Raw genomic sequence first — 21,818 nt, 5'->3', positions numbered from 1 at the left:
ATCCTCGCCAATCGGCGCGAATGGAAATCCGGTTTAAGAGCGCGCCGAAAGACTCCGTTTTTATGAAATTGGGACACAAAGCTTCGAAAAGCGGTTTGTTCGGACGCGTTCGGACAAAATTCTATTCGCGCCGATTCGCGGAAATTCGCGGGCAAACTTTCCATTGCGTAATTCGGGATCATACTGATTTTCCCGTTTTTCGCATGTTTGGCGGGGAAAGGAAATTCCTTTCGGACGTCCCTAAAACTTAATCCGGTCTTCTTATGCAAACTGTTTGCTGATCAGTGCTGCGTATTCTTTGCTGGCGTCGTCGGGCGTGACGAACTCGATCTGTTCGGGCGAGGCGATGCCGAGGCCGAGTTCGACGGCGCGGGCGATCTGTTCCTGCTCGAAGATCCTTCCTTTCGAAACCTCCGGAGTCGTGCCGAAATGCCGCAGGATCGCGACCCCGACGGCATCGATCGCAACGCGGTCGGTGCCGGCGATGATGACCTCCGATTTGGCGACGTTTCCCTTGTCCGGCCCGCCCGTCGTAAAGGCCTCGACACCGTCGAGGACGACCAGTGCCGGTTTATAGGCCGTGTTTATCTCGGCGATCATCCGGCGTTGGTCCGACGAACTGTGGAGCTCGCGCATAAAATCGTATGGGTCTCCCTGGATCCGGCGGGCGGCGAACCCGACCGAGTTCTTGAGCGAAAGCGTGAAATGTCCGCCGAAGCGGTGAGTTTTGAGGCAGCAGGTCTGAACGATCGCGTCCGCGCGCAGCACCGGTTTCGGGAGCAAGAAGCCGCGCGGCCACTTCATCGAGTCCGATTTGAAAAGCTCCCAGTCGCTATCGGCGAGTTCGTCGAAAACGAGAGTTTTCGTGCGGAGGTCCTTCGCGATGCGGAACGCCTCGGTCGCCTCCATAACCTCCCGCGTCTTGCCCATCCCGCTCCGGTCGCCGACCGTGAACTCCTTCGCTCCGGCTTTCCGGAGTTCCTCGATGAGCGCGACAAGAGTATCGGCGTGGGTCGAGCCGGGAGTGATGTCGGCGCTGTTGTAATTCGGTTTGATAAACAGGCTTTTGTCCCGGAAACCGTCGGAATTGAGCAATCCGATCGCTTTTTTGACACCCGCGGCCCGGTCCGTGGTTTTCACGAACGCAATCCTGGTTTTTGCGCCCAAAGGCGCCGGAACCTTCGTCTGGCACGCCGAGGACAGCGGCGAAAGCAGCAACGCGCCGCCCGTTCCGGCCAGCTTTTCAAGGAACGATCTTCGATTCATCCGTTTGCCTCCAAACACCGAATTTTCCGGCATCCGCGCCGTGATCCGTACCTACCGCGTATCGTAACGCCGACCGTCCGGCCAGTCAAACAGGATCCGGGCGCGCGGCGTAAGATGCGACGCGAGTGCTTCGTTTCCTGGGTGAATCGTGCGACTCGGCGCGCCGAAAGCATTTGCGACGACGCGTTCGGCGCTCATCAGCCGATCTTGGAAGCGCAATTCCGAAATATCCGTTTGTGTTGCCGGATCTCGTTCAAACTAACTCCGGGTGCAAGAGCGGTGCCAAGGTATTGCTACCGAACGCCTCACGGTTTGTGGTAAATTGAGTACTCAATGATGAATCACTTAATGCCGGGGTTTTCCGGGTTCGGGGAAAATCGCTCGCGCGCCGGGCGTCAGGCGGTTTTGCGGACTCTGTTCCTGGCCGCGGTCGTCGCTCTTCTTATGTCTCTGCAAACCGCGTTCGGCCAGGAAGTCGTTTCGACGGATAAGCCGGTCATTGTTCAGCCGGGAACGCCGGGACAGCCGAGCAAGATCTTGCCGCCATCGACGCGGGCCAAACTGCCGCCGATCTCTCCGAAGGACCTCGAATTTATGCGCGGGATGATCATGCATCACGCCCAGGCCGTCGAAATGACGGCGCTCATCGCCGAGCGGACCGACAACAAGGAGATTCGTCTGCTTGGAGCGCGTATCAGCCAGTCGCAAAGCGACGAGATCAACTTTATGAAGCGGTGGCTTGAGGCTCGAGGCCAAACGACGGAAATGCCGGAATCTAAACCAACCGGCGGCCATTCGCATCACTCGGGGGGCAAGACCGAAGAACCCAAAATGGAGCACTCGATGCCTGGAATGCTGACGGCGGAACAGTTGGAAGCGCTCCGAAACGCGAAAGGCAGGGAATTCGACCGGCTATTTCTCAGTGGTATGATCCAGCATCACGAGGGAGCCCTGGTGATGGTCAAAGACCTGTTCGATACAGCCGGTGCCGGCCAGGACGCCGAACTCTTCAACTTCACGAGCGATGTCGATACCGGCCAACGCGCCGAAATCAAAATAATGCAAACCTTGCTTGGTGAAAAACCGTAGAAATCAACACGATGAACCGAATCAAACTGGTACTTTTTGCGATATTGTTGGTCGCCGCGTTCGCGGTTGCCTCGTTGGCCCAGAACGTCGAACCGGCACCGAAACTCCCGGTCGGGATGAAGGGCGCGAACGTCGATGATCCCCGGTCGAAGCTCACGCCGGGCGTTTACGACGCGGGCGAGACCGCGTTGGGGATCAAACACGTCCAACTGATGAAAAAGCCCGACGCTTTTCAGCTCGCGACCGACGATCCCGACTCGCCGCGGGTCAAATCGACGCTTTCCCAACTCGGCATTCCGGATCCGGCGATGATCCCGAAACCGTTTCGGCTCTCGTACGCCGGGCTCGCGTTCGCCAATTCGGACATCGCGTTTCAGGGCAATCGACTCTTTCTCGGCAACTTTTACGGCATCAACATCTATGACATCGGCGACCCGTCGAAGGCGAAACTTCTGACATCGCTGCTTTGCCCCGGTGGCCAGGGCGATGTTTCGGTTTTCGGCAATCTTTTGTTTATGTCGGTCGAAATGCCCAACGGACGGCTCGATTGCGGCGTTGACGGTTTTGCGCCGGTGCCGCCCGAGGCCGGCCAGAACCCCGAGATTCCGGCGGCGAACAAGGACCGCTTTCGCGGCGTCCGCATCTTTGACATCGCCGACATCCGCAATCCGAAACAGGTCGGCGCAGTTCAAACGTGTCGCGGCTCGCACACGCACACGCTTGTCGTCGATCCGAAGGACAAGGAAAACGTTTACGTTTATGTATCGGGAACCTCGTTCGTCCGTCAAAGCGAAGAACTGGCCGGATGTTCGGACGGGCCGCCCGACAAGGATCCGAATACCGCGTATTTCCGGATCGAGGTGATCAAGGTCCCGGTCGCGGCGCCGCAGAACGCGAAGGTCGTGTCCAGCCCGCGCGTCTTCGCCGACGACACCAAGATCAACGCTCTGACCGACGGCGGCTCGCACGCCAACAACGGCGCGACCCGTCCGGTCGAGACCGACCAGTGCCACGACATCACGGTCTACCCGGAGATCGGACTTGCCGCCGGCGCTTGTTCGGGCAACGGAATCCTGCTCGACATACGCGATCCGGCGAATCCGAAGCGGATCGACGCCGTCAACGACAAGAATTACGCCTATTGGCATTCGGCCTCGTTCTCGAACGACGGCAAAAAGGTTGTCTTCACCGATGAATGGGGCGGCGGAATGGGCGCGCGCTGCCGTGCCACCGACCCGAACGTTTGGGGGGCAAACGCGATCTTCGGCCTCAAGGACGGCAAGCTTGATTTCAAGAACTACTACAAATTGCCGGCAGCGCAGGGCGACACCGAGAACTGCGTCGCGCATAACGGTTCGCTGATCCCGGTTCCGGGCCGCGACATCAAAGTTCAGGCGTGGTATCAGGGCGGCATTTCGCTGATGGATTTCACGGATCCGGCAAGTCCGGTCGAGATCGGATATTTCGACCGCGGCGCGATCGATCCCAAAATGCTGATCCTGGCGGGATTCTGGTCTGCTTACTGGTACAACGGCCATATTTACGGCTCTGAGATCGAACGCGGGCTTGATGTTTTCGAACTCACGCCGACAGCCAATCTGACGCAAAACGAGATCGACGCCGCGAAAACGGTTCGCGTCGCCGAACTGAACGTTCAGTCACAGGAACGAACCGTTTGGCCGCGGCGGCTGGTCGTTGCCAAGGCGTATGTCGATCAGTTGGAGCGTTCGCGGGCGCTTCCGTCCGAGCGGATCGCGGCGGTCCGCAAAGCGATACGGGACGCCGAGATCTCAAAGCTGAACAAGAAGACGGCGAAGGAACTCAACAAACTCGCACCGTCGGTCGAAGCCGCCGCTGCGAAGAACGAAGCCGACGCCGCCCGGATCCGCGGCCTGGCTGAGATTCTGAAGCAACCGGCGCTTTAACCAAGGGTTGCGAACACGTGACCGAATAGACCAAAGGCCGGGGCCCACTCCGGCCTTTTTTTTGCAAATCACGGGCAGATCGGATCGGTTGGTGTCGGTTGGTGTCGGATCAACCCGACAACCTCGAGAACTTTCGCGTGGATTCGGGGAAGTCGACGCCTGCCGCAAATCCACAAACGAAAAAGAACACGATGCCCGTTGCAACTGCCGGCAAGATCGCCGAGGCAGTGACCGGACGAGCATTTTCCGAATCGACCATCATGGCGAGCGCCCCGGCGATCACCATACCGATCGTGAACCACTGATAGATTCGCAGACCGCCGGTGATACTTGTCCGCGGCTCGCCCCGATAGCGTTCTTCGACAAATCGAACGAGTCCTGCCAGTACCAGATAAAGCCCGATCACCAGAGTCAGGGCCACGCCGGCCGTCCACAAGGACGCGAGCACGGTACCGATGACGACGTTGCCGAGAATCGAATAAAGCTGTGTCGGATAAATGCGCGTCCCGTTGAGTCCGGCGAGAGTCACCCGAGAATGCGGGTTAACAACCACGATGCCCGAATCTCCGGTTCGCGTGGGCGCACCGTGACAACAACCCTGAATAATGCAGCGCAACCGGCCGATCGCCTGCGTCCACGAGCCCGCGAGCGCAAAAGCAGCCAGAACCGGCAGCATCGGAAAAGAGATCATCATGAGAACGACGCCGACAGCCGCGATCCCGAGCAATCCTCCGAAGTAGCCGAGCGGGCGGCTCAGGCCTTCCGATGAGCCTTCCATCAGTTGCCCGACTACCGCGGCACCGAGGATGCTCGCCGACATTGTCAGCGAGACCGTCGCCACGTGTTCGTTCCCGGCCGCAAGCACGGTGATGAAGCAACCCGCGCCTCCCGCAACGCCAGCGAAAACCGCGTGATTGATTACTCGAGCGGAGCCGATCCTTTTCGCGTCCCAGGCGTTGGCAAGCCGCTCGTTCAATCGGAGAAGAGACGGCCAGACATCGTTCAGACGTAGAGCGCGGCCGATCGGGCCAAGCATATTCGTGATTCCCAAAACGGGTCGCGGCAGTTTACCGAAGGTATCAAGCAGGTATGGGCGTTCGTAGCCCAAGACCAATGCCGTCGCCGAAAGCGCGATGATCGGAGTTACGAGAAGCGCTCCCGTCGCGGAACCCTGGAACAGGGAAGCGCCGAAACAGATCAGCACGAAGCCTGTATAGATCGGATGCGGGATCCAGCGGTAGATTCCGTCCACGACCAGCTTTTCCGGCGGAAAGGCATTCATCGGCAAACCGTTGCCGCGGAACCGGATATCCAGCATTCCCCAGAGCATAACGACGGTTCCGAGGCCCGCGAAAACCGCCCCGATCCACGGAAACCGTTCGATCGTAAGCGGAATCTCGACGTTCACCGCAAACAACACCAGAAAACACGGGAGAAGAACGACGAAGAGCGCCGCGTAAAGAATCTTGGCAAAGATCGTCTTTATCGACCCCATATCACGACCTCGTAGATCGCGGAGCCCTTCGACTCCGCCCCTTGCGTCCTCAACAGACAATCACAGACTCGCTTGTCTTCCCGGATTCCACGCGCGCCCCTAGGGAGCAGGATCTTCAGGAATTGGAAGCGCCCAAAAATTGATTCGGCGACATTGCCGCTACGCAGGGGCGCGGAGCCGTTGAAGATCAGCTCCGCATCGTTCGCACGGACTCCGTCGCCGTCGACGGTTCCAGCGACGGGCCGCGGCGAGTTGAACCAAACCCAGTTTCGCGGCGTTTCGCCTCTCATATCGATCCAGACCAGGTAGTTGCTGCGATCATCGCTTATGAAACGGCCCCAACGCAGTTCCGTGAAGGGGAGCCGCCAGGGAGGTATCGTCATCGACAGTTTTTCGACATAGCCTGTTCCGATCATCGATTGCCCGTCAAGGCGGACATCGACGGCACAGTTCGCGCCGAGACACTGCCACTCGATGCGTCCTGCGGATTCGTCCAACAGGATCGTCGGCGGGATTCCCGAGCCTGCCGTCCACTCACCGCGGACCTTGAGCGGATCGTTCGTCCAAAGAGTGTTCCCCGCCGCGTCGTCAACGGTTCCATTGAAGAACGACTGGCGTTGCGTCGGCGGCCCGTCCGCCGCTTTTGTGATCACGGCGCCGTATCCAAGACGGAAAGGACCGGCATTCAACTTCGCGGCGTAACCGATAAAGACGGTACCGCTTGCGGTGACACAGTCGAAATACCATTTCTCGAGCTTGAATCGTGCCATTCTTGGAAAACCGCGCCTAAGCATCTCGCAATTCGATGCGATTGAAACGGTTTAAGTCTCCGAAGCATCAGAATCGCGCTCAACGGTTCGTCGCCGTGAAATCGAAGTCGGTCGGATTGTCTGTGAACTCGAAGACCCGCGTGTCCGAGCTGAAGACGTAGAGTTTCGAAAACACACGGATCGTGTAAGTCTCCCAGGTCAATACGTTCTGGAATCGGTAGTAGCCGAACGAATTGGTTACCGTGTACCGAACATTGCCCGCTTGGTCGGTCAACGTGAGAATGACTCCGTTGCCTCCCCGACCGGCAGACGATCGAACGCGGCCCTTGAGCATCTGCGGGGTTGACGGCCCTTCCGCCATAGTGAACGCCGAAAAAGTGCTGAGCGCCGAGACCGACGCGCGGTTCGTCGTCGCGTTCAGCGTTGTCGGCAAAAGTTGCGCGTTTCCGCCGCTGATGCTGAAGACCTTGTAGCGCGGTTCGTATCCGACGACGTCGGAATCGGGGTACGAGAATGTCGCATCGGCTTGCGTGATGCCGCCGTTCGCAAGATTCCACCAACGCTGGAGCCTGTTCGCCGGAAGCCCGTTCGCCGCACCCGAATAGGCGCCCGATCTCGCTTCGACGGTGAAACTCCCGCTTCCCGAAACCGCGGAAAGCTCGACCGGCGAATAAACACCGCCGGCGCCGACCGGAAACCGGAAAACGCCGTTCCCCGAAACGCAGCGTGTGAGCGGAGATACGAAAAAAGAAGATGCGCTGCCGCCGGCTATCGCCGCCGCCCGGCAATCGCTGACGACGAAACTCGAAACTCCCGAGACCAATCCCGCGCCGAGATACAGATTTCCGTTGACCGTGACCGAAGACAGCCCCGACAGAGATTCACCATTAAGATTCAGGTCGCCGTTGACGATCAGCGTCCCGGCGCCGGCGATGTTGCCGTTTGAAAGATCGAGACGGCCGTTGACGGTCAAAGTCCGGCTGGCGGCGATCGTCACGGTACGCGAACCGCTCACGATCAGGCTGGTTAGCGTTACGTTCCCCGACGCGATCAGCGCGTCGTTGTTGGATATGGTCACACCGGTTCCGGCCCCAGGCAAGGTTCCGTCGGACCAGTTCGAGGCCGCGTGCCAGTCAGTAGTCGAACCAAGCCAGCGGTTGTTTCGCCAGCGGGCGAAAAACGGCGACACGTTGCATCCGGCGACCGCGAAATTTCCGGCGGCATAGATCTCGCCGCCGGCCGCCGCGACCTGCGTCCCGCTTCCATTCAAACCGGCTCCGAGCGGCGACCACGCGGAGCCGTTCCATTTCGCGGCACGGTTCGCGGGAATTCCGCCGGCGACCGTGAAATCGCCGACTGCGATAAGATCCGTTCCCGACATCGCCAACCGTACCAGGTTCGAATTACCTGGCAGTCCCGAACCGAGTGCCGACCAACTCGCGCCGTTCCATTTCGCGACGCGGGCCGCGGACAATCCGCCGACCGACGTAAACCCGCCGGATACATATACGTCCGATCCCGAAACCGCGATCGAATCCACTCCGCCGCCTGTCATTCCGGTCCCGAGAGGCGTCCACGCCGATCCCTCGTATTTCAGGAAATAATTGGGCCCGTCAAGCGTCGTGTAACCGGCGCCGACATACACACTGTTCCCAGCGACCGCGATCGCAGTGACAGAGTTCGGAATGATCGCCGAGTTCAGACCGCTCCAGGACGATCCGTTCCATTTGGCGACCCGGTTCGCGGCGTTTCCCCCGGCCGTCGTGAAACCGCCACCGACGTAGATGTCCTCGCCCGAAACGGCGATCGCATAAACGGGTCCGCCGACGCCTGGACCAAGCGCCGACCAGCTTGCGCCGTTCCATTTGGCAATGTTGCTCACGGTGACGCCGCCGGCGTTTGTGAATGTACCTCCGACGTAAAGATCGTTTCCGGAAACGGCGATCGCTGAAACGGTACCGTTGGTTCCGGTCCCGAGTGCCAACCAGTTCGATCCGTTCCATTTCGCGATGTTGTTGGCCGGAACGCCTCCGGCCGTTGTAAATGCGCCGCCAACGTAGACATCGGTTCCGGCCGGCGCGATTGCGGAGGGCGTTGACTCAAGGCCCGTTCCCGGAAACGCGGACCACGTGCCGGAATTCCAGGTCGCGATGCTTTTGGCCTGCAATCCGCCGGCGGTCGCGAAATCACCGCCGACGAAAACGGTGCTTCCGGCGGCCGCAATGCCGTTGACCTGGCTCGCCGACCCGCCCGTTCCGCTTCCGAGGGCATTCCATTGGACGCCGTCCCAGCGCGCGATGCGGGCGATGCTTGATGATCCGCCGGCGCTCGCGAATGCGCCGCCAACATAGACGTCGTTGCCGGAAACCGTGATCGCCGAGACCGGCGGCAAGCCTATTGGCGCGTCGCCGATCCCGGTTCCGAGCGCGGTCCATATGGATCCGTTCCATTTGGCGATATTGTTGCCGCCGGGAACGCCTGAGCTGATCCCGCCGCCGACGTAAAGATCGGTCCCGACGATCTGCAGAGCCTGCACGTATCCAAAAACCCCGGCTCCGAGAGGCGACCAAGTTGCTCCGTCCCATTTCGCGACGCGACTCGCCGCGACGCCGTCTGCTGTCGAAAACCGGCCTCCGGCATAAACCGTGTTTCCGGAAACGGCAATCGCGAGGACGTCCGAGTCGGCTCCTGATCCTAGTCCGTTCCATGCCGAACCGTCCCACCGAGCGATGTGTAACGAAGACCCGGCACCCGTTGTAAACGTCCCGCCGGCGTAGACATCGGTCCCAGATGCGGCGAGCGCGTAAACCGCCTCGAAACCGGTTCCAAGTCCGCTTCCGAGCGCAGACCAGGAGCTGCCGTTCCATTTGGCAACCTTGTTCGCCGCGACTCCGCCGGCCGAAGTGAATCCGCCGCCAACGTAGACGTCGGTGCCCGAGACCGCAATAGCGAGAATGTTTCCGCCGGAGATGCCGGATCCTAACGCAGTCCAGGTGGTTCCGTTCCATTTTGCGATCCGGTTCGCGGCGACACCGTTGACCACGGAGAAACTGCCGGCGATGTAAACGTTTCCGGCGCCATCGGACACGATACTACGCACGGAGCCGTCAGTGCCGGTGATTGAGAAAGCGCTGTCCCAGCCGTCGTTGCAAACGCCGCCAGCACCCGCGGCCGGACTTGAAAACTGAGACTGGCTTTCCGCGTTAGCCGACCTCAGGTTTAAGCCAGCCGCCACCGAAATCGCGACGATCACGCCATACATCATGAAATGTTTTTTCTTCATATGTCCACGTTAGAGTCTTACCGGCGAATATATGCCCAAACCGAGCAGAGGTCAATTGATCGGTATGTATGGATTTCCAGTTTTGAATCGAATGGAATTTCGGTTAATCTTTTCGAAACGAGGAGAACAATATGGAACGCAAGACCGCAGACGAGTACCCGCAGGAGTTGTTGGATCTTTTTCACGAATATCAGCACGGCGATATGGATCGCCGGTCATTTCTGAACAGTTTGACCAAGTTCGCCGTCGGCGGACTGACGGCCGCGGCGATCTTTGAGAGCCTGACGCCGAATTTCGCCTGGGCACAGACGGTTCCGAAGGACGACAAAACCCTCAAATTGAGTTACGAAACTGTCCCGTCGCCGAACGGCAACGGCTCGGTCAAGGGCTACCTGGCGAAGCCGGCGAAAGGGAAGAAGTTCCGCGCCGTGCTCGTGATCCACGAAAACCGCGGGCTCAATCCATATATCGAGGACGTCGCGCGAAGATTCGCCAAGGCCGGCTATATGGCGTTCGCTCCGGATGGTCTGACGTCGGTCGGCGGCTATCCCGGCGACGAGCAGAAAGGCGTGGCGGCGTTCCGCACGGTCGACGGCAAGAAGATGACTGAGGATTTTGTCGCCTCGGCGCTGTGGCTCAAGGCGCGGCCCGACAGCAAGAAGAAACTCGGGGCCGTCGGTTTCTGTTTCGGCGGCGGAATGGTCAATCAGTTGGCGGTGCGTTTAGGCAAGGATCTCAATGCCGGCGTTGCGTTTTACGGCCGCCAGGCCGGCGTCGCGGACGTCCCGAAGATCGAGGCCGCGCTTTTGTTCAACTATGCCGGCAACGACCAGGGCATCAATGCCGGCATCGAGGCCTACGAGAAGGCGCTCAAAGAGAACAAGAAGACTTACGAGAGCTACACTTACGAAGGCAAACAGCACGGATTTCACAACGACACGACGCCGCGCTACGACGCCGAAGCCGCGAAACTTGCCTGGGAAAGGACGCTCGATTGGTTCAAGAAGCATTTGAAGTGACCGGGCGAAACCGTCGGGCCGCCCGTGAACTGGACGCTCCCGGGCAAGAATTCTTACGCTAGCTGACGACAGCGTTGGATTTATGGTAGAGGAAATTCAAAACGCGGGCGGTGGCCGACTTTCGGTGTTGGCCGTATTCGCTACCATACTGGCAATGATGTTGGGCTCTGCGCTTTCTGTCTATGGGTGTACGTGCGGGCGCGCGTCAACCTGCGAACGGTTCAATTTTTACACGACGATTTTCGTCGGAAAGGCGATCGGTGTTGAAAAGTCGAACAAGGGATCGTTCAAGACTGAAACCACGCTATTCGAGGTAAAGGAAGTCCTGTCGGGCGAGAATGCCGAGTCAATACGCGTTCAAAACAAGAGTGGATTCTCCTGTGACGCGGAATTCACCATCGGCGAAATTTACCTGGTCTTTGCCGGCGGCGACAAAAAGTCAGGATTCGGGACCGGATTCTGTGAAGGGAATCTGCCGTTCGAGTTCGCCGGTGAACAAATCCTTGAATTGCGGAGACTCTCGCGATCGGGAGCTGAAGGTCGAGTGGCGGGCACGGTTCTCGCCGAGTCTGCAAACCGAATGAGGGAAGAGCGCGCGCCGGTCAAACGGCGATTTTTCGATCAGACAGATCCCCGCGGGAAGATACACGCTCAGCATTAACTACAATTCGAATCCCGATCCCGAGAGTCCTTTCCCGACGACGTTTTATCCTGGCGGCGGTGAACGCTCTGAGGCGAAAATTCTTGAGATCGGAGTCGGAAGCAGGATCGAAGGAATCGTTTGGCGTTTGCCTCCGAAGATCTCGGAAATAGCGATCGAGGGCCAGGTATTGTGGGAAAACGGGGCACCCGCTGCCGGCGTTGAGATCAAGCTCTTCGATCAGGCGTTTCCGGGAGTTTATGCCGGGTGTTACCTGATGGAAATCAGGAAGAAGTCCGCTGACGTTGATTCGCCCGTCAGATCCACGTCGCTGCGTTTCACAGGCTCTGTCTGCGACCTCAAAAGTAATTCTGACGGACGCTTCCGGTTGAGCGCATTTTCAGGGCGAACCTATCGACTTAAGGCCTCGGCTACGAAGACACTCGACGGTCAACAGATCGAATTCGCGGGCGAGTCCGAGGCCTTTTCACTCATCGATCCGCCGCCGAGCATCAAACTCGTTTTAAGAAAAAAATGACTCTTGCAAGATATTCTGAATCCGCCTTTCGTTCAACTTTCTTCGCATCATCTCATCAATGATCAACGCTTCCTGCAAGATGCCGTTCACGGTTTCCGAATATAGATCGCCGATGCTGAAGAGTTCGAGATATCGGATGTGTTTCAAAGTCCCGTTTTCATCAAGCAAAACGCCCGGACGCAGTGAGAGTTTGTAACCGAAGGAAAATCCGAGGGTGATGTGATCCGGATGACGGTTCAGGTAGCAGATATTACGGTTGAGAGTGTAGAAAGGCAACCGCCATTTGATGCCGCAGGTCGCAAAAGGCGGCAAATTCTCCTGCAAGAATCGATGCGCTTCGATCAAAAGCTCCCTCACTTCCGAGGGATGCGTTTCCTCAAAATACTCCAAAATCGTTGCGGGCCTTGATTTCGTCACTTTTGGTCACTTTGTTTCGGCCCGTGCCTTTGCCAGCGCTTGACGGCTTTCATCGCGAAACGGTAATGGCTCGCGGTGTTCGCGCCGAGATACGTTTTCAGCGCAGACTTTCCGGTCCAACTGAAATGGCCGGGTTCGAAAAGCTGAGCGGGCGTGAGAGACTCGGCGATGTTCAGGATCCGTTCATAACCCGAATCAAAATCGGCACGAACCGCCGACAGTGACCGCGATCGGTGCTTCTCCCGGATCAAACGGTTAAGTCGCGGCATTTCGCTCCATTTGAATCCGGGCGCGGGCATCTCGGGTTTCACCCCGTTCAGGCCGTCGTCGTACCAACGAAGGAACATAAACTGCCATTCCGCAAGGTGAGCGACGAGGTCGTTCAGATTCCACCCGTCGCCCCAGACTCCGGGCTCGTTCCAAAGCGAATCGGGAATCTCGGCGAGCCGCGCCCACAACGAAGCGTGCTCGGTTCGAATGTCATCGATCAATTCGTGTTTCGATTCGTATTTCATTGAGTTCGGTCGTCAGTTCTCGGAAACGGAACTTGGATGTCTCGTAGGCGCATTTTCGGAATCTGGGCGGGTAGAAGGCCGCCTCTTTTTATACCAGTCCCTCAGGTTTGCCTGTAACTGCAAGCGGTTCTCGCGCTTGGCGACATAGCGATGATACGCAAAAACGCCTTCCGTTTGGTATTCCTTCTGCACGTAAGCCGGCAGCAACTCGATAAAATCCAGATTCGAAATGCGACTTAAGACGAAATAAGCAACATCACCGATTCGTGTGTCTGTCGGCCCCGGAATTCCTCGAGGATCCGCCATCGGCGTTGAGTCCGCGACCTTTTCGATCAAACAGGGAAGCACGGCCTCGCCCGCGTCGATAACATCTCGGTAGGCTGAATCCTCAATCGGTTGGTCCTCTTTCAGTGGAATCTTCTTGATGTCCGCGACGCGGGAACATAAGATCTTTGGGTCCGGAACCGGTGCTCTATCGGCGACAGTCAACTGTGCGGGGCGATTATCGGTGACCCGAGATTGGATCGCCGAACTGCAAGCCGTTACCGCCAAGAATGCACTGAGCAAAACGATTGCCTTCCAACTTTTCATCATCACCATATCGTCTTCCCGATGTTTTCGGACCGGCGTTTCACGCTGCCCGTCCGGCCTCCCGGAGTACATAGAGCGCATCGACGGTCACAAACGGATTGCCCTTTCTTTTGTGACGGGTTCCCCAGTCCGCGTATGTCCCGCGGCTCACGATTCGGTCGGCCTTCTTTACGTTGGTCCACTCGACCGGGAACGTGCCGTCAGGGAGGCGCTTGCTTTCGAGAAGATCGAGGGCTTCCTTGCATCGCGGGTCGCGGACCATACCAATCTCCGCCATCACCACGAGCACGCCCAGCACGTCGTAGAAGCGGATGGGATAGTGGATTCGGTCGACAGGGCCGCCCCACTCGGGTTTGATGAGCGCTCCGTCGCGTTTTCGCCAGAGAAGACGCCGGTCGAGCAGGAACTCGGATGCGCGCTGCGCGGCCTTCAGCGCGCGCGCATCTCCCGTGGCGCGATGCCATTGAGCGAGTCCCCGGAGCGGCAGAAGCGTCTCCTGCACGGAGGATGTTCGCGCCACCGGTCGCTTGTCGCAGTTCCATCCGCCGTCGGGCCACTGAAACTCGACCAAGCGATCAACGAGAACGGGCACGCGCTCGTCATCGACGATGCCGAGTACAATTTGCGACCAGATGGTGTTGCCTTCCATCGAGGCGCAGCGCCGCGGTCGCCGCGGCTGATCGGGGAAAAACGCGGTCATCGGCGGCTTCAGGAACGCCGGCGCGAACATCCAGTCCATTACGCGCCGACGCAGGGGAAGGAGCCTCTCGTCGCCCGCAGGAAACCCGATTTCCGCCAGCGAATACAGCGTCCAGTGCGGCCCCTGCCACTTGCGATAAGGATTGAAACGCTCGCCGTTCAGTGCAAGGAGGAGACGCTTCGCCATCTTCGACGAGCCGACCTCACGCCCCAACGTGCTCATCGCCCGCGAGCTTTCGGGCTCGCCGGCCAGAAGCCGCCGAGCCCGGTAAGCGACGACCGGGTTCTCGTGCGTGCAAAGTGAATCCGTCAGGGTCATACGATGGAGCCAAAGTCCGGCTTTATCGGGCACGGAAATTACTGCTGTCCGATGCGCCGAATCATTGCCGGGATTTCGGGCATAGCCGACTGTTTTCTGCAGGCCGTTTCCGGTTAGGAAGGAGCCCGACTCTGAACGAGTTTTGTCCGAGCTTCGCCTGTCTTCCCGCTGGATCATTTCGTCGAGGTTCCATATGCGGCCCGTTTGTCGACATTGACCAGCTTGATGGTAAAATCCGTATCCGTCGCGTTGGAGAATCTTACGCCCATGGATCGGCAAAGGCGCTCGTTACCATTACCGTTTCAATCTACAGGAGTTTGCGTTTGCTCAATAGACTCCGAGTGGTCTACTACTTGCTCCTGAATCGAAGGAAGCAAGAACTCCTTGATGGCGTCCGTTACGTTTCCCAGAGTGAGGTCGAGATTCAGCCTATTCTTTCGCAAAAACGCGTGCCACTGCAGTTTCTTCGACTCATCTTCTGTGAATCTGTGAGTAAAGGCAACCGGCGTGTCGACGGGAATCGCCGTTTTCCGTCTCTCGAACGTCTTGCGGATCGCTTCTTCCAAGACTGCGTTGTTAAAATCCAAGTTCGTGGAAAGTAACCAAATGTCATAGAAGTCCTTCATCCGGGTGTTAGCCATATCGAGGACTACGATTGCATGAAATTTTTCCGCGATCGCACTTTCGGGGCTATAACCCCAAAGCAGTGGTTGTCCGAAATCGAGCAGCTGAGGCAATTCAATCTCAACCGGACCCGGCACAACGGCGTCTCCGAAACCAACATCGATCTGCAGTTGCAATTTGATTTTACCGAGTAGCCCATTCGCAGTGGCGCGGGTTCCTTGGTAAGCGTCGGATTTCCTAATCACTTTCGTCTCCAAGCTTTTCGGATCGAAAACAACGCCATCTTCCACTTCGATGGCAAAGCACTCCTCAAGAATGCTCGTCAGATTGTCAGTATTGTTCTCCGTCATTCCCAGTAGGTCGATGTCCATAGTTGGGCGAGCGGCGGGAGCGTTCCAAACTCGCAACATCTGCGCGCCCTTCAAAACGAACGCCGTCCTATGATTCGTTTTGCCAAGTCGGTAAAGAAAACGCTCGATCGCGAAATGCTGCAACAGTTCGTTGAGCGGCCGATTGTCGCGACGCGCAAGATTTAGTAACCGCTGATGTATCGAGGCGGCGAGATTCGTCTTTGTCATTAAGTTGCCTCCAGGTATGGGCGAATTACATTTTCAACCCGGCAGATTCTCGAAAAGTCCATAATCTTACTTCGAGAACCACCTTTCCGAATACATTGTCGGAGCGCGTCAATTGCGACATCGAGACCGATTCGGTTCCGGAACTTGAAACAATCGGCAACGGTTTTTTCCTTCGAGTAGATCTTGATGGGATTGCCGCCCATTTGGAGCTCTTCAACTCCCGCGGAATAGCTATCGCTTGAAAAATGGAACACCCGCGTTGGCGGAAAATCGACTTTGGGCTTTTCTTTGCCGGTCGGTATCGCAAGGTAAACCTCGTGCGGGATTTCGGAGGTTATCTCGTGAAACGAAAGCGCCGAAACCAGACAGACGACCCCATTCGGAACCCGAATCGCCGCGGTCGCGAGGTCGCTGTTCGCAAGCAGAGCTATATCTGCGAGCCGATAAACGCCGCGACTCAGTTGAATAACCCGACCGCTTTCGCGCATCTGGTAAAGAGTTCTCGGATGGATCCCGAGCCGAAGGATCTGCGATGTACGAAGCGTTCCGCCATTTGCGCGGAAGATCTCGGATGCCTTGGTTTGCGACGCGCTTTCCATATGGATAAAATCCCCTAACGAGATTAACATCTATTAGGGATTCTATCCAACCAATAATTGAGGGTTCTGACGCCTTTATTTCAATGATTGGAAGTTGTAATAAAAACATAGAATGCTTTCTTCCAAGAAGTAGACATGATTATGGCTCTAATCTCCCCAGGGCTATTTCCTCACAACCGAGATCGTCATCGACGACGGATATTGTTTTGAATGATGGACCGCGTTGTTGGCGATGACGCCTTTTGTTTCGTCGTAGTTGCGGCCGCCGGTGTTCAGATTGCGGTCGAATCTCGGGAAGTTGCTCGACGAGATCTCGATCCGGATGCGGTGGCCGGCGGCGAAATAGTTGCTGGTCGTCATCGGCTGGAACGTGAACTTGTAAACCTTGCCGGATTCCATCCAGACTTCGGGTTTGTCGTAGCCGTTTCGGTAGCGCAACCGCTGGATCGTCTCGTCGAGGTTCCAGGCGCGGCCCTCGGCGTCGACGTCGATCAGCTTGACCGTGAAATCCGTGTCCTTCGCGTCCGACGAAACATAGAGCGTGACGTCAATCGGGCCGCTCAGTTCGATCCCTTCTTTGAGCGGTTCCGTGCTGTAAACCAGAATATCCGGGCGCTCTTCCATCTTGCGCTGGTCGAACGATCCGCCCCGGACGGCGTTTCCGGTGCAGCAAACATTGCCGCCAAATGACGGGACGGGGTTCATCGGATCATATGTGAAACGGTCGGGATTGTCGGATTCCGGCGGACTTGTTTGCAGAACCCCGTCGCCGTTCAGCGAATTTGCCTTGCCGCCGCTCGATAGATAAAACGTCTCGGATTTCGCGCCCGCCGGCGGCCAAGATTCGGACGTCTGCCATTTGTTCGAGCCCATCGTGTAGTATCGAACCTTCGGCATTTTCTGCAGAATCCCGTTTTCTTCGCCCTTCAGGAAATGATCGAACCAGCCGTAGGTCAATTCGCTGTAATTCAGCCGGGCGTCACCCATCGACCGTTCGCCGACGACAGTATCTTCGGTTGCGCGCGTGTAGCCGCAGTGGAGCGTCGGGGCGATCACCGCGTATTGCTTGTCGGCGATGTCGGGCCGTGCAGTTTTGCGGACGTGATTGTACGCCGCGAGGTTTGGCCCCGTCGAGACGTCGTACCACGACATAAACCAAAATCCGGGGACGTTGATCTTCATATTGTCGTGCCACAGCCCGCCTTTGTACCACGCCGGATCGTTCGGTGTCCGCCGGACCATCGCGCCGCCCGTTGGCACGGGCATTTCGTCGGCGAAGATTCCGCGCGGCCCGTCGACGGCTTTGAGGATGTCCATCACCGGAAGATGCCGCAGAGCCTTCGACCAATCGACCGGCGGCAATTGCTGTCCGAGGTCAAACGATTTCGATGCGCGGATCAACTCTTCCTGCGTCAGATTCGCAGGGAACATCGGCCGGATCTGATTCTGCTCGCCGTAGAGCCAGGCGATGAACAGCATCTGGATCGCGCCGCCGCGGTACCAGTTGCCTTGCTCGTAGTACGGTCCGACGCGTCCGACGCCGGCGCCGAAACCTTGCGGGATCATCGCCGCGAACGCCGGATTTCCCTGTGATGCGACCGCCATTTGCCATTCCGCGGTTGACGAACAGCCGATCGCGCCGACCTTGCCGTTCGACCAAGGGCGCGACGATAGCCACTTGAGCGCGTCTTCGCCGTCGGTCGTCGGCGCGCCGAGAATGTCGTAATTTCCTTCGGAGAAAAAATGGCCGCGTTCGTTCATCACGACGTAAGCGTAGCCGCGCTTGACCGCGTCGAGCGGCGTCGACATATCGCGCGGAGCGCCGAGCCTTACGTCCCAGAAGTTGAAGTTGTAGGGGGTGCGCGACCAGATGATCGGGTACTTCTTCGTCGCGTCCTTCGGGCGGTAAATGTCCGCCGCCACGCGGACGCCGTCGCGCATCGCGATCATCACTTTGCGTTCGACGATCGCGACCGACAGCAGTTCATTCTCGACCGCATTCCGCTTCGCGATCAGTTCCGGATCCTGCTGCGCGCGGGGTTGCGCGAAAACGCCGGTAATCAAAATACTCAAAAGCAGCGCCGCGAACGAGAAAGGTCTCAATGCCGATGATTTCATTTTTCCATACTCAGTCAAGTTTTGCTTTTCGGCAAGTGCCGCCGAACGCGTACCGAACGAAAAAAGAACTTGCGACAAGATCGAATTCTATGTAAGATTAGCTAGCCTAGCTAAAGATAGGAGGATGCCCCAATGAAGAATGTATCGACATTTGATGCGAAAAATCGACTGAGTGCTTTGATAGCCGCCGCCGTCGAAGGCGAACCGCAACTGATCACCAAGAACGGCGTCGAAACCGCCGTGCTGATCTCGTATCAGGATTACCTGCGATTGACGGCAAGAGCGGAACCCTTTGTAGATTTTCTTTTGAACAGTCCGCTCCGGAACTCGGGGATCGATCTCGAACGCTCGAAAGCGGGTTCCGGACGCGAAACACTGGAGTTCGACTGATGAGTTTCCTTCTCGACACCTGCATCTTCTCGGAATTCCGAAAGCGGACGCCGGAAGCGAAAGTAGTGCGGTGGCTTTCAGGCCAGCTTGAGGACCGGCTCTATTTGAGCGTCGTCACTCTCGGCGAAATCCAAAAGGGCATTTCGAGACTCGAGTCGTCCAGGAAACGAGCGGAACTCGAAACCTGGTTTCAAGCGCTCATCGTCCGCTATCACGGACGCATCCTTGGAATCGGGACCGAAGAAATGCTCGTTTGGGGCGAAACAACTTCGCGGCTCGAGTTGAAAGGACTCGTTCTGCCGTTTATGGATTCGCTGATCGCCGCGACCGCAATCGCAAATAACCTCATTCTGGTAACCCGCAACGTAGGCGATTTCAAAGAAACCGGGGTTGAGATTCTAAATCCCTGGATCTAGAATCGTCTCGATCGATATCGACGTTGGTTATTCGACCGGAACCCTTCTCAACTCCAGCTTCTGAATCCCTTTCGCGCTCATCGGAAGCGCGCCTTTGACGGCCGGTTTGTCTTCGACGGTCAGGATCTCTTGCTCCAAGACCTCGCCGCGCAGGCGGGTTGTCGAAACGATCAACAGATTATCGTATTTGAAGGGAATGACCAGCGAATCGCCGATGATCCGCGCCGCCAGTCTGATGCCGTTGCCCTCGTCGAGATAAAGATCGTCGGCGCCTGTGCCGCGGCAGAGTTTGTAATCCTTGACCTGTTTGACGATGCCGAGTTCGAGATACGTCGTCTTCCATATCCCGCAGGTGTTGTCCTTGACGGGAACCGCGCCGATCTCCATTTCAACCTCGACCGCGGAAGCATCGGGTTTTGCAGGCAAATTCTTCAGCGTACCTCTCCATTTTCCTTCCCAGCCGGCGATCGCGGGCTTCGGTTCCGGTGTCTTCTTGAGGACGTTTTTGTCGTACCAGCCGAGATAGCGCTCGTATCGGTCGCGGACGTAGCTCGGCCGCTGAATTCCGTGATTCTCATTCGGATAGATGATCAACTGCGTGTCGATGCCGAGGCTTTTCAAGGCCTGATACATTTGCTCGCTGCCCGAGATCGGAACGTTGAAATCCTTCTCGCCGCCAAGAAAGAGGGTCGGCGTCTTGATCCGGTCGGCTTTCAGAAGCGGATACGAGAGTTTTTGATACGTTTCCCAAGACTTCGGATCCCAAGGCGGTCCGATCTCGTAATCGTACTGGATAATGTACTGGTCCGTGCCGTAGAAAGATACGGTAAATGCCGTTCCCGCCCCGCTCGTCGCACCCTTGAAACGGTTGTCGCTGGCGATCAGATAATTGGTCAGGATGCCGCCGTAGCTCCAGCCGCCGACTCCAAGTCTTTCGGGATCGGCGACGCCCATCGCGATCGCGTGATCGACGCCCGCGAGCAGATCCTGCACCTCGAAGTTCCCCCAATCGGCCCAGATCGCCCGCGAGAATTTCTGTCCGCGTCCTGAGCTTCCGCGGTAATTGACCGCGAGTACGGCGTAGCCGTTGGCCGCGAAAAAGTGGCGCTCGGAACTCCACGAATGCTGGTCCTGCGCGTTCGGTCCGCCGTGGATCCTGAGCAGCAGCGGAACTTTTGTCCCTTTCACGTAGCCCGCCGGATAGGTCAGCAGTCCGCCGACGCTGGTGCCGTCCTTGCTCTTGAAGTTGACCTCTTCGGTCGGCGGCAGTTCCAATCGATTGAAAAGATCATCGTTCTGGCGCGTCAATCGGCGAAGCTTGCCGTTTTCGAGCACGTGAACTTCGTTCGGCGCGTTGTCGCCGCCGGAAAGAAGCGCGATGCGTCCCCTGGCTTCGGTCCAGCCGCCGGCGACGACCGGCGGTGTGAGCATTTTTTCGACGTTTCCGCCGGCGATCGCGAGTTTCGCCGGATAGACCGAACGGTCGTCGGTCACGAAGAACGAGATCAATTTGCCGTCCGCGCTCCACAACGGGTCCGAAACTCCGCGGTCGAGATCGAGCGCGGCTTTCGGACGAACCGGAGCGGCGCTGCCGTCGGAGGCGACTATCGTCAGATAATTCATCCCGTAGGCGCCGTATTTCTTCTCATCGGTTTCGAGAAACGCAAGCCATTTGCCGTCAGGGCTCCATTCGGGGCCGCGTGAGCCGACGCTCGAATCCGGCGTAACCTGTTTCTCGGTCGCACCCGGTTTGGCTTCGGCGACATAGATCCGGAACGAAGGTTCGCGGTCCGGGTCGGGTGCGCGGTTCGATGTGAAGGCGATCCGCGTTCCATCCGGCGACCAGGCCGGCGCGCCCTCGTCGGATTTACCCTTGGTCAGACGGTCGAGCCGCTTCGTCGCGATGTCGTAAATGTAAACATAACTCTTTCGGTCCGAGCGCAAGTAACCCTGGCCGTCCTGCTTGAACTTGTAACGATCGATGACGATCGGCTTCGGCGCCTTCGGATTCGCCGGATCGGCCGGCGCGTCCGCTTCAGGATCAGGGTCGCCGATGACCATCGCGAAGCGTTTTGAATCGGGCGACCATTCGTAGCCTTGAAGCCGGCCCTTCGTTTCGGTCAGTTGCCGCGCTTCGCCGCCGGCGAGATCAAGCAGCCAGACCTGACTGCCTTTGTTCGGGCCGGGCCGCGATGAGACGAAAGAAAGATACTTTCCATCCGGGCTCCAGCGCGGCGACGCTTCGTTGTCGGTCGCCGTAAAAGTTATCCTGCGATCCGTCTTGCCGTCGTAGCTGACGATCCAAACATCCGAATTCGACTTGTCCGCCTTGGTATCGATCGTCGAAACAACGTAGGCGATCCACTCGCCGTCCGGCGAGATCTGCGGATCGCTGACATTTTTGATCTTGAAAAGGTCGTCGAGTACGAGCGGACGGCGAACGGTTTGCGCCGGAAGAAGCGCCGCCAAAGACAAGAACAATGCGGCGAGTGATAACGATTTTCTGATTGTCATGGTTTAAGGGGTC

General features: G+C 57.8%; 20 protein-coding genes. 7 read left to right on the top strand and 13 right to left on the bottom strand.

Annotation, left to right across the window (positions count from 1 at the left end; translation table 11 throughout):
* Positions 1-261: 261 nt before the first annotated feature.
* The gene (locus IPN69_01630) at positions 262-1,266 is read right to left on the bottom strand and encodes a DUF362 domain-containing protein (protein ID MBK8809421.1); all 1,005 of its coding nucleotides are present in this window, start codon (positions 1,264-1,266) and stop codon (positions 262-264) included.
* Positions 1,267-1,317: 51 nt separating this feature from the next.
* Positions 1,318-1,464, bottom strand: coding sequence for a hypothetical protein (locus tag IPN69_01625; GenBank protein MBK8809420.1), 147 nt, complete (start codon positions 1,462-1,464; stop codon positions 1,318-1,320).
* 150 nt (positions 1,465-1,614) lie between these two features.
* Between IPN69_01625 and IPN69_01620 the strand changes: the two genes are divergently transcribed.
* On the top strand, positions 1,615-2,355 hold the full coding sequence (locus IPN69_01620) for a DUF305 domain-containing protein (GenBank protein ID MBK8809419.1): 741 nt from the start codon (positions 1,615-1,617) through the stop codon (positions 2,353-2,355).
* An 11-nt stretch (positions 2,356-2,366) separates the two neighbouring features.
* The gene (locus tag IPN69_01615) at positions 2,367-4,280 is read left to right on the top strand and encodes a hypothetical protein (protein ID MBK8809418.1); all 1,914 of its coding nucleotides are present in this window, start codon (positions 2,367-2,369) and stop codon (positions 4,278-4,280) included.
* A gap of 109 nt (positions 4,281-4,389) precedes the next feature.
* On the opposite strand, the gene IPN69_01610 is transcribed toward IPN69_01615, so the two are convergent.
* The 3 genes from IPN69_01610 to IPN69_01600 all read right to left on the bottom strand — a co-directional run bounded on the left by IPN69_01610 (position 4,390) and on the right by IPN69_01600 (position 9,828).
* Positions 4,390-5,775, bottom strand: a complete 1,386-nt coding sequence (locus IPN69_01610) for a prolipoprotein diacylglyceryl transferase (GenBank protein MBK8809417.1) — start codon at positions 5,773-5,775, stop codon at positions 4,390-4,392.
* Entirely contained in the window at positions 5,763-6,545 is a 783-nt protein-coding gene (locus tag IPN69_01605; protein MBK8809416.1) for a hypothetical protein, read from the bottom strand. Before IPN69_01605 ends, IPN69_01610 begins: the two co-directional genes overlap by 13 nt.
* Before the next feature lie 79 nt (positions 6,546-6,624).
* Positions 6,625-9,828 carry a hypothetical protein gene (locus tag IPN69_01600; GenBank protein MBK8809415.1) on the bottom strand — a complete coding sequence of 1,068 codons (3,204 nt, stop codon included), beginning with the start codon at positions 9,826-9,828 and terminating at the stop codon, positions 6,625-6,627.
* A gap of 131 nt (positions 9,829-9,959) precedes the next feature.
* Between IPN69_01600 and IPN69_01595 the strand changes: the two genes are divergently transcribed.
* From IPN69_01595 to IPN69_01585, 3 genes are all read left to right on the top strand, one after another.
* Positions 9,960-10,847 (top strand): dienelactone hydrolase family protein, encoded by an 888-nt coding sequence (locus tag IPN69_01595; protein MBK8809414.1) that lies wholly within the window; start codon positions 9,960-9,962, stop codon positions 10,845-10,847.
* 154 nt (positions 10,848-11,001) lie between these two features.
* Positions 11,002-11,508, top strand: coding sequence for a hypothetical protein (locus IPN69_01590; protein ID MBK8809413.1), 507 nt, complete (start codon positions 11,002-11,004; stop codon positions 11,506-11,508).
* 127 nt (positions 11,509-11,635) lie between these two features.
* The gene (locus tag IPN69_01585) at positions 11,636-12,025 is read left to right on the top strand and encodes a hypothetical protein (protein MBK8809412.1); all 390 of its coding nucleotides are present in this window, start codon (positions 11,636-11,638) and stop codon (positions 12,023-12,025) included.
* Here IPN69_01585 and IPN69_01580 read toward each other — a convergent pair.
* The 7 genes from IPN69_01580 to IPN69_01550 all read right to left on the bottom strand — a co-directional run bounded on the left by IPN69_01580 (position 12,011) and on the right by IPN69_01550 (position 18,485).
* Positions 12,011-12,415: a hypothetical protein gene (locus IPN69_01580; protein MBK8809411.1), complete on the bottom strand. Its 405-nt coding sequence runs from the start codon at positions 12,413-12,415 to the stop codon at positions 12,011-12,013. The genes IPN69_01585 and IPN69_01580 overlap by 15 nt on opposite strands.
* A gap of 23 nt (positions 12,416-12,438) precedes the next feature.
* Complete coding sequence (locus tag IPN69_01575; GenBank protein MBK8809410.1) at positions 12,439-12,957, bottom strand: ClbS/DfsB family four-helix bundle protein; 519 nt, start codon at positions 12,955-12,957, stop codon at positions 12,439-12,441.
* 12 nt (positions 12,958-12,969) lie between these two features.
* Positions 12,970-13,557, bottom strand: coding sequence for a hypothetical protein (locus IPN69_01570; GenBank protein ID MBK8809409.1), 588 nt, complete (start codon positions 13,555-13,557; stop codon positions 12,970-12,972).
* 31 nt (positions 13,558-13,588) lie between these two features.
* Positions 13,589-14,743, bottom strand: a complete 1,155-nt coding sequence (locus IPN69_01565; protein MBK8809408.1) for a hypothetical protein — start codon at positions 14,741-14,743, stop codon at positions 13,589-13,591.
* 125 nt (positions 14,744-14,868) lie between these two features.
* A complete protein-coding gene (locus IPN69_01560) occupies positions 14,869-15,768 on the bottom strand; it encodes a nucleotidyl transferase AbiEii/AbiGii toxin family protein (GenBank protein MBK8809407.1) in 900 nt (299 codons plus the stop codon).
* Positions 15,768-16,367, bottom strand: a complete 600-nt coding sequence (locus tag IPN69_01555) for a type IV toxin-antitoxin system AbiEi family antitoxin domain-containing protein (GenBank protein ID MBK8809406.1) — start codon at positions 16,365-16,367, stop codon at positions 15,768-15,770. Before IPN69_01555 ends, IPN69_01560 begins: the two co-directional genes overlap by 1 nt.
* Before the next feature lie 162 nt (positions 16,368-16,529).
* A complete protein-coding gene (locus IPN69_01550; protein ID MBK8809405.1) occupies positions 16,530-18,485 on the bottom strand; it encodes a CocE/NonD family hydrolase in 1,956 nt (651 codons plus the stop codon).
* Between the two features lie 132 nt (positions 18,486-18,617).
* On the opposite strand from IPN69_01550, the gene IPN69_01545 reads away from it, so the two are divergent.
* Positions 18,618-18,875, top strand: coding sequence for a type II toxin-antitoxin system Phd/YefM family antitoxin (locus IPN69_01545; GenBank protein MBK8809404.1), 258 nt, complete (start codon positions 18,618-18,620; stop codon positions 18,873-18,875).
* On the top strand, positions 18,875-19,291 hold the full coding sequence (locus IPN69_01540) for a type II toxin-antitoxin system VapC family toxin (GenBank protein MBK8809403.1): 417 nt from the start codon (positions 18,875-18,877) through the stop codon (positions 19,289-19,291). The genes IPN69_01545 and IPN69_01540 overlap by 1 nt, the downstream gene beginning before the upstream one ends.
* Positions 19,292-19,318: 27 nt before the next feature.
* On the opposite strand, the gene IPN69_01535 is transcribed toward IPN69_01540, so the two are convergent.
* Complete coding sequence (locus IPN69_01535; protein MBK8809402.1) at positions 19,319-21,805, bottom strand: S9 family peptidase; 2,487 nt, start codon at positions 21,803-21,805, stop codon at positions 19,319-19,321.
* Between the last annotated feature and the right edge of the window lie 13 nt (positions 21,806-21,818).

This window comes from Acidobacteriota bacterium (genome assembly GCA_016715115.1).
GTDB lineage: Bacteria > Acidobacteriota > Blastocatellia > Pyrinomonadales > Pyrinomonadaceae > JAFDVJ01.
Note: the sequence above shows the minus strand (reverse complement) of the source record. Positions and strands in the feature narration are given on the sequence as shown.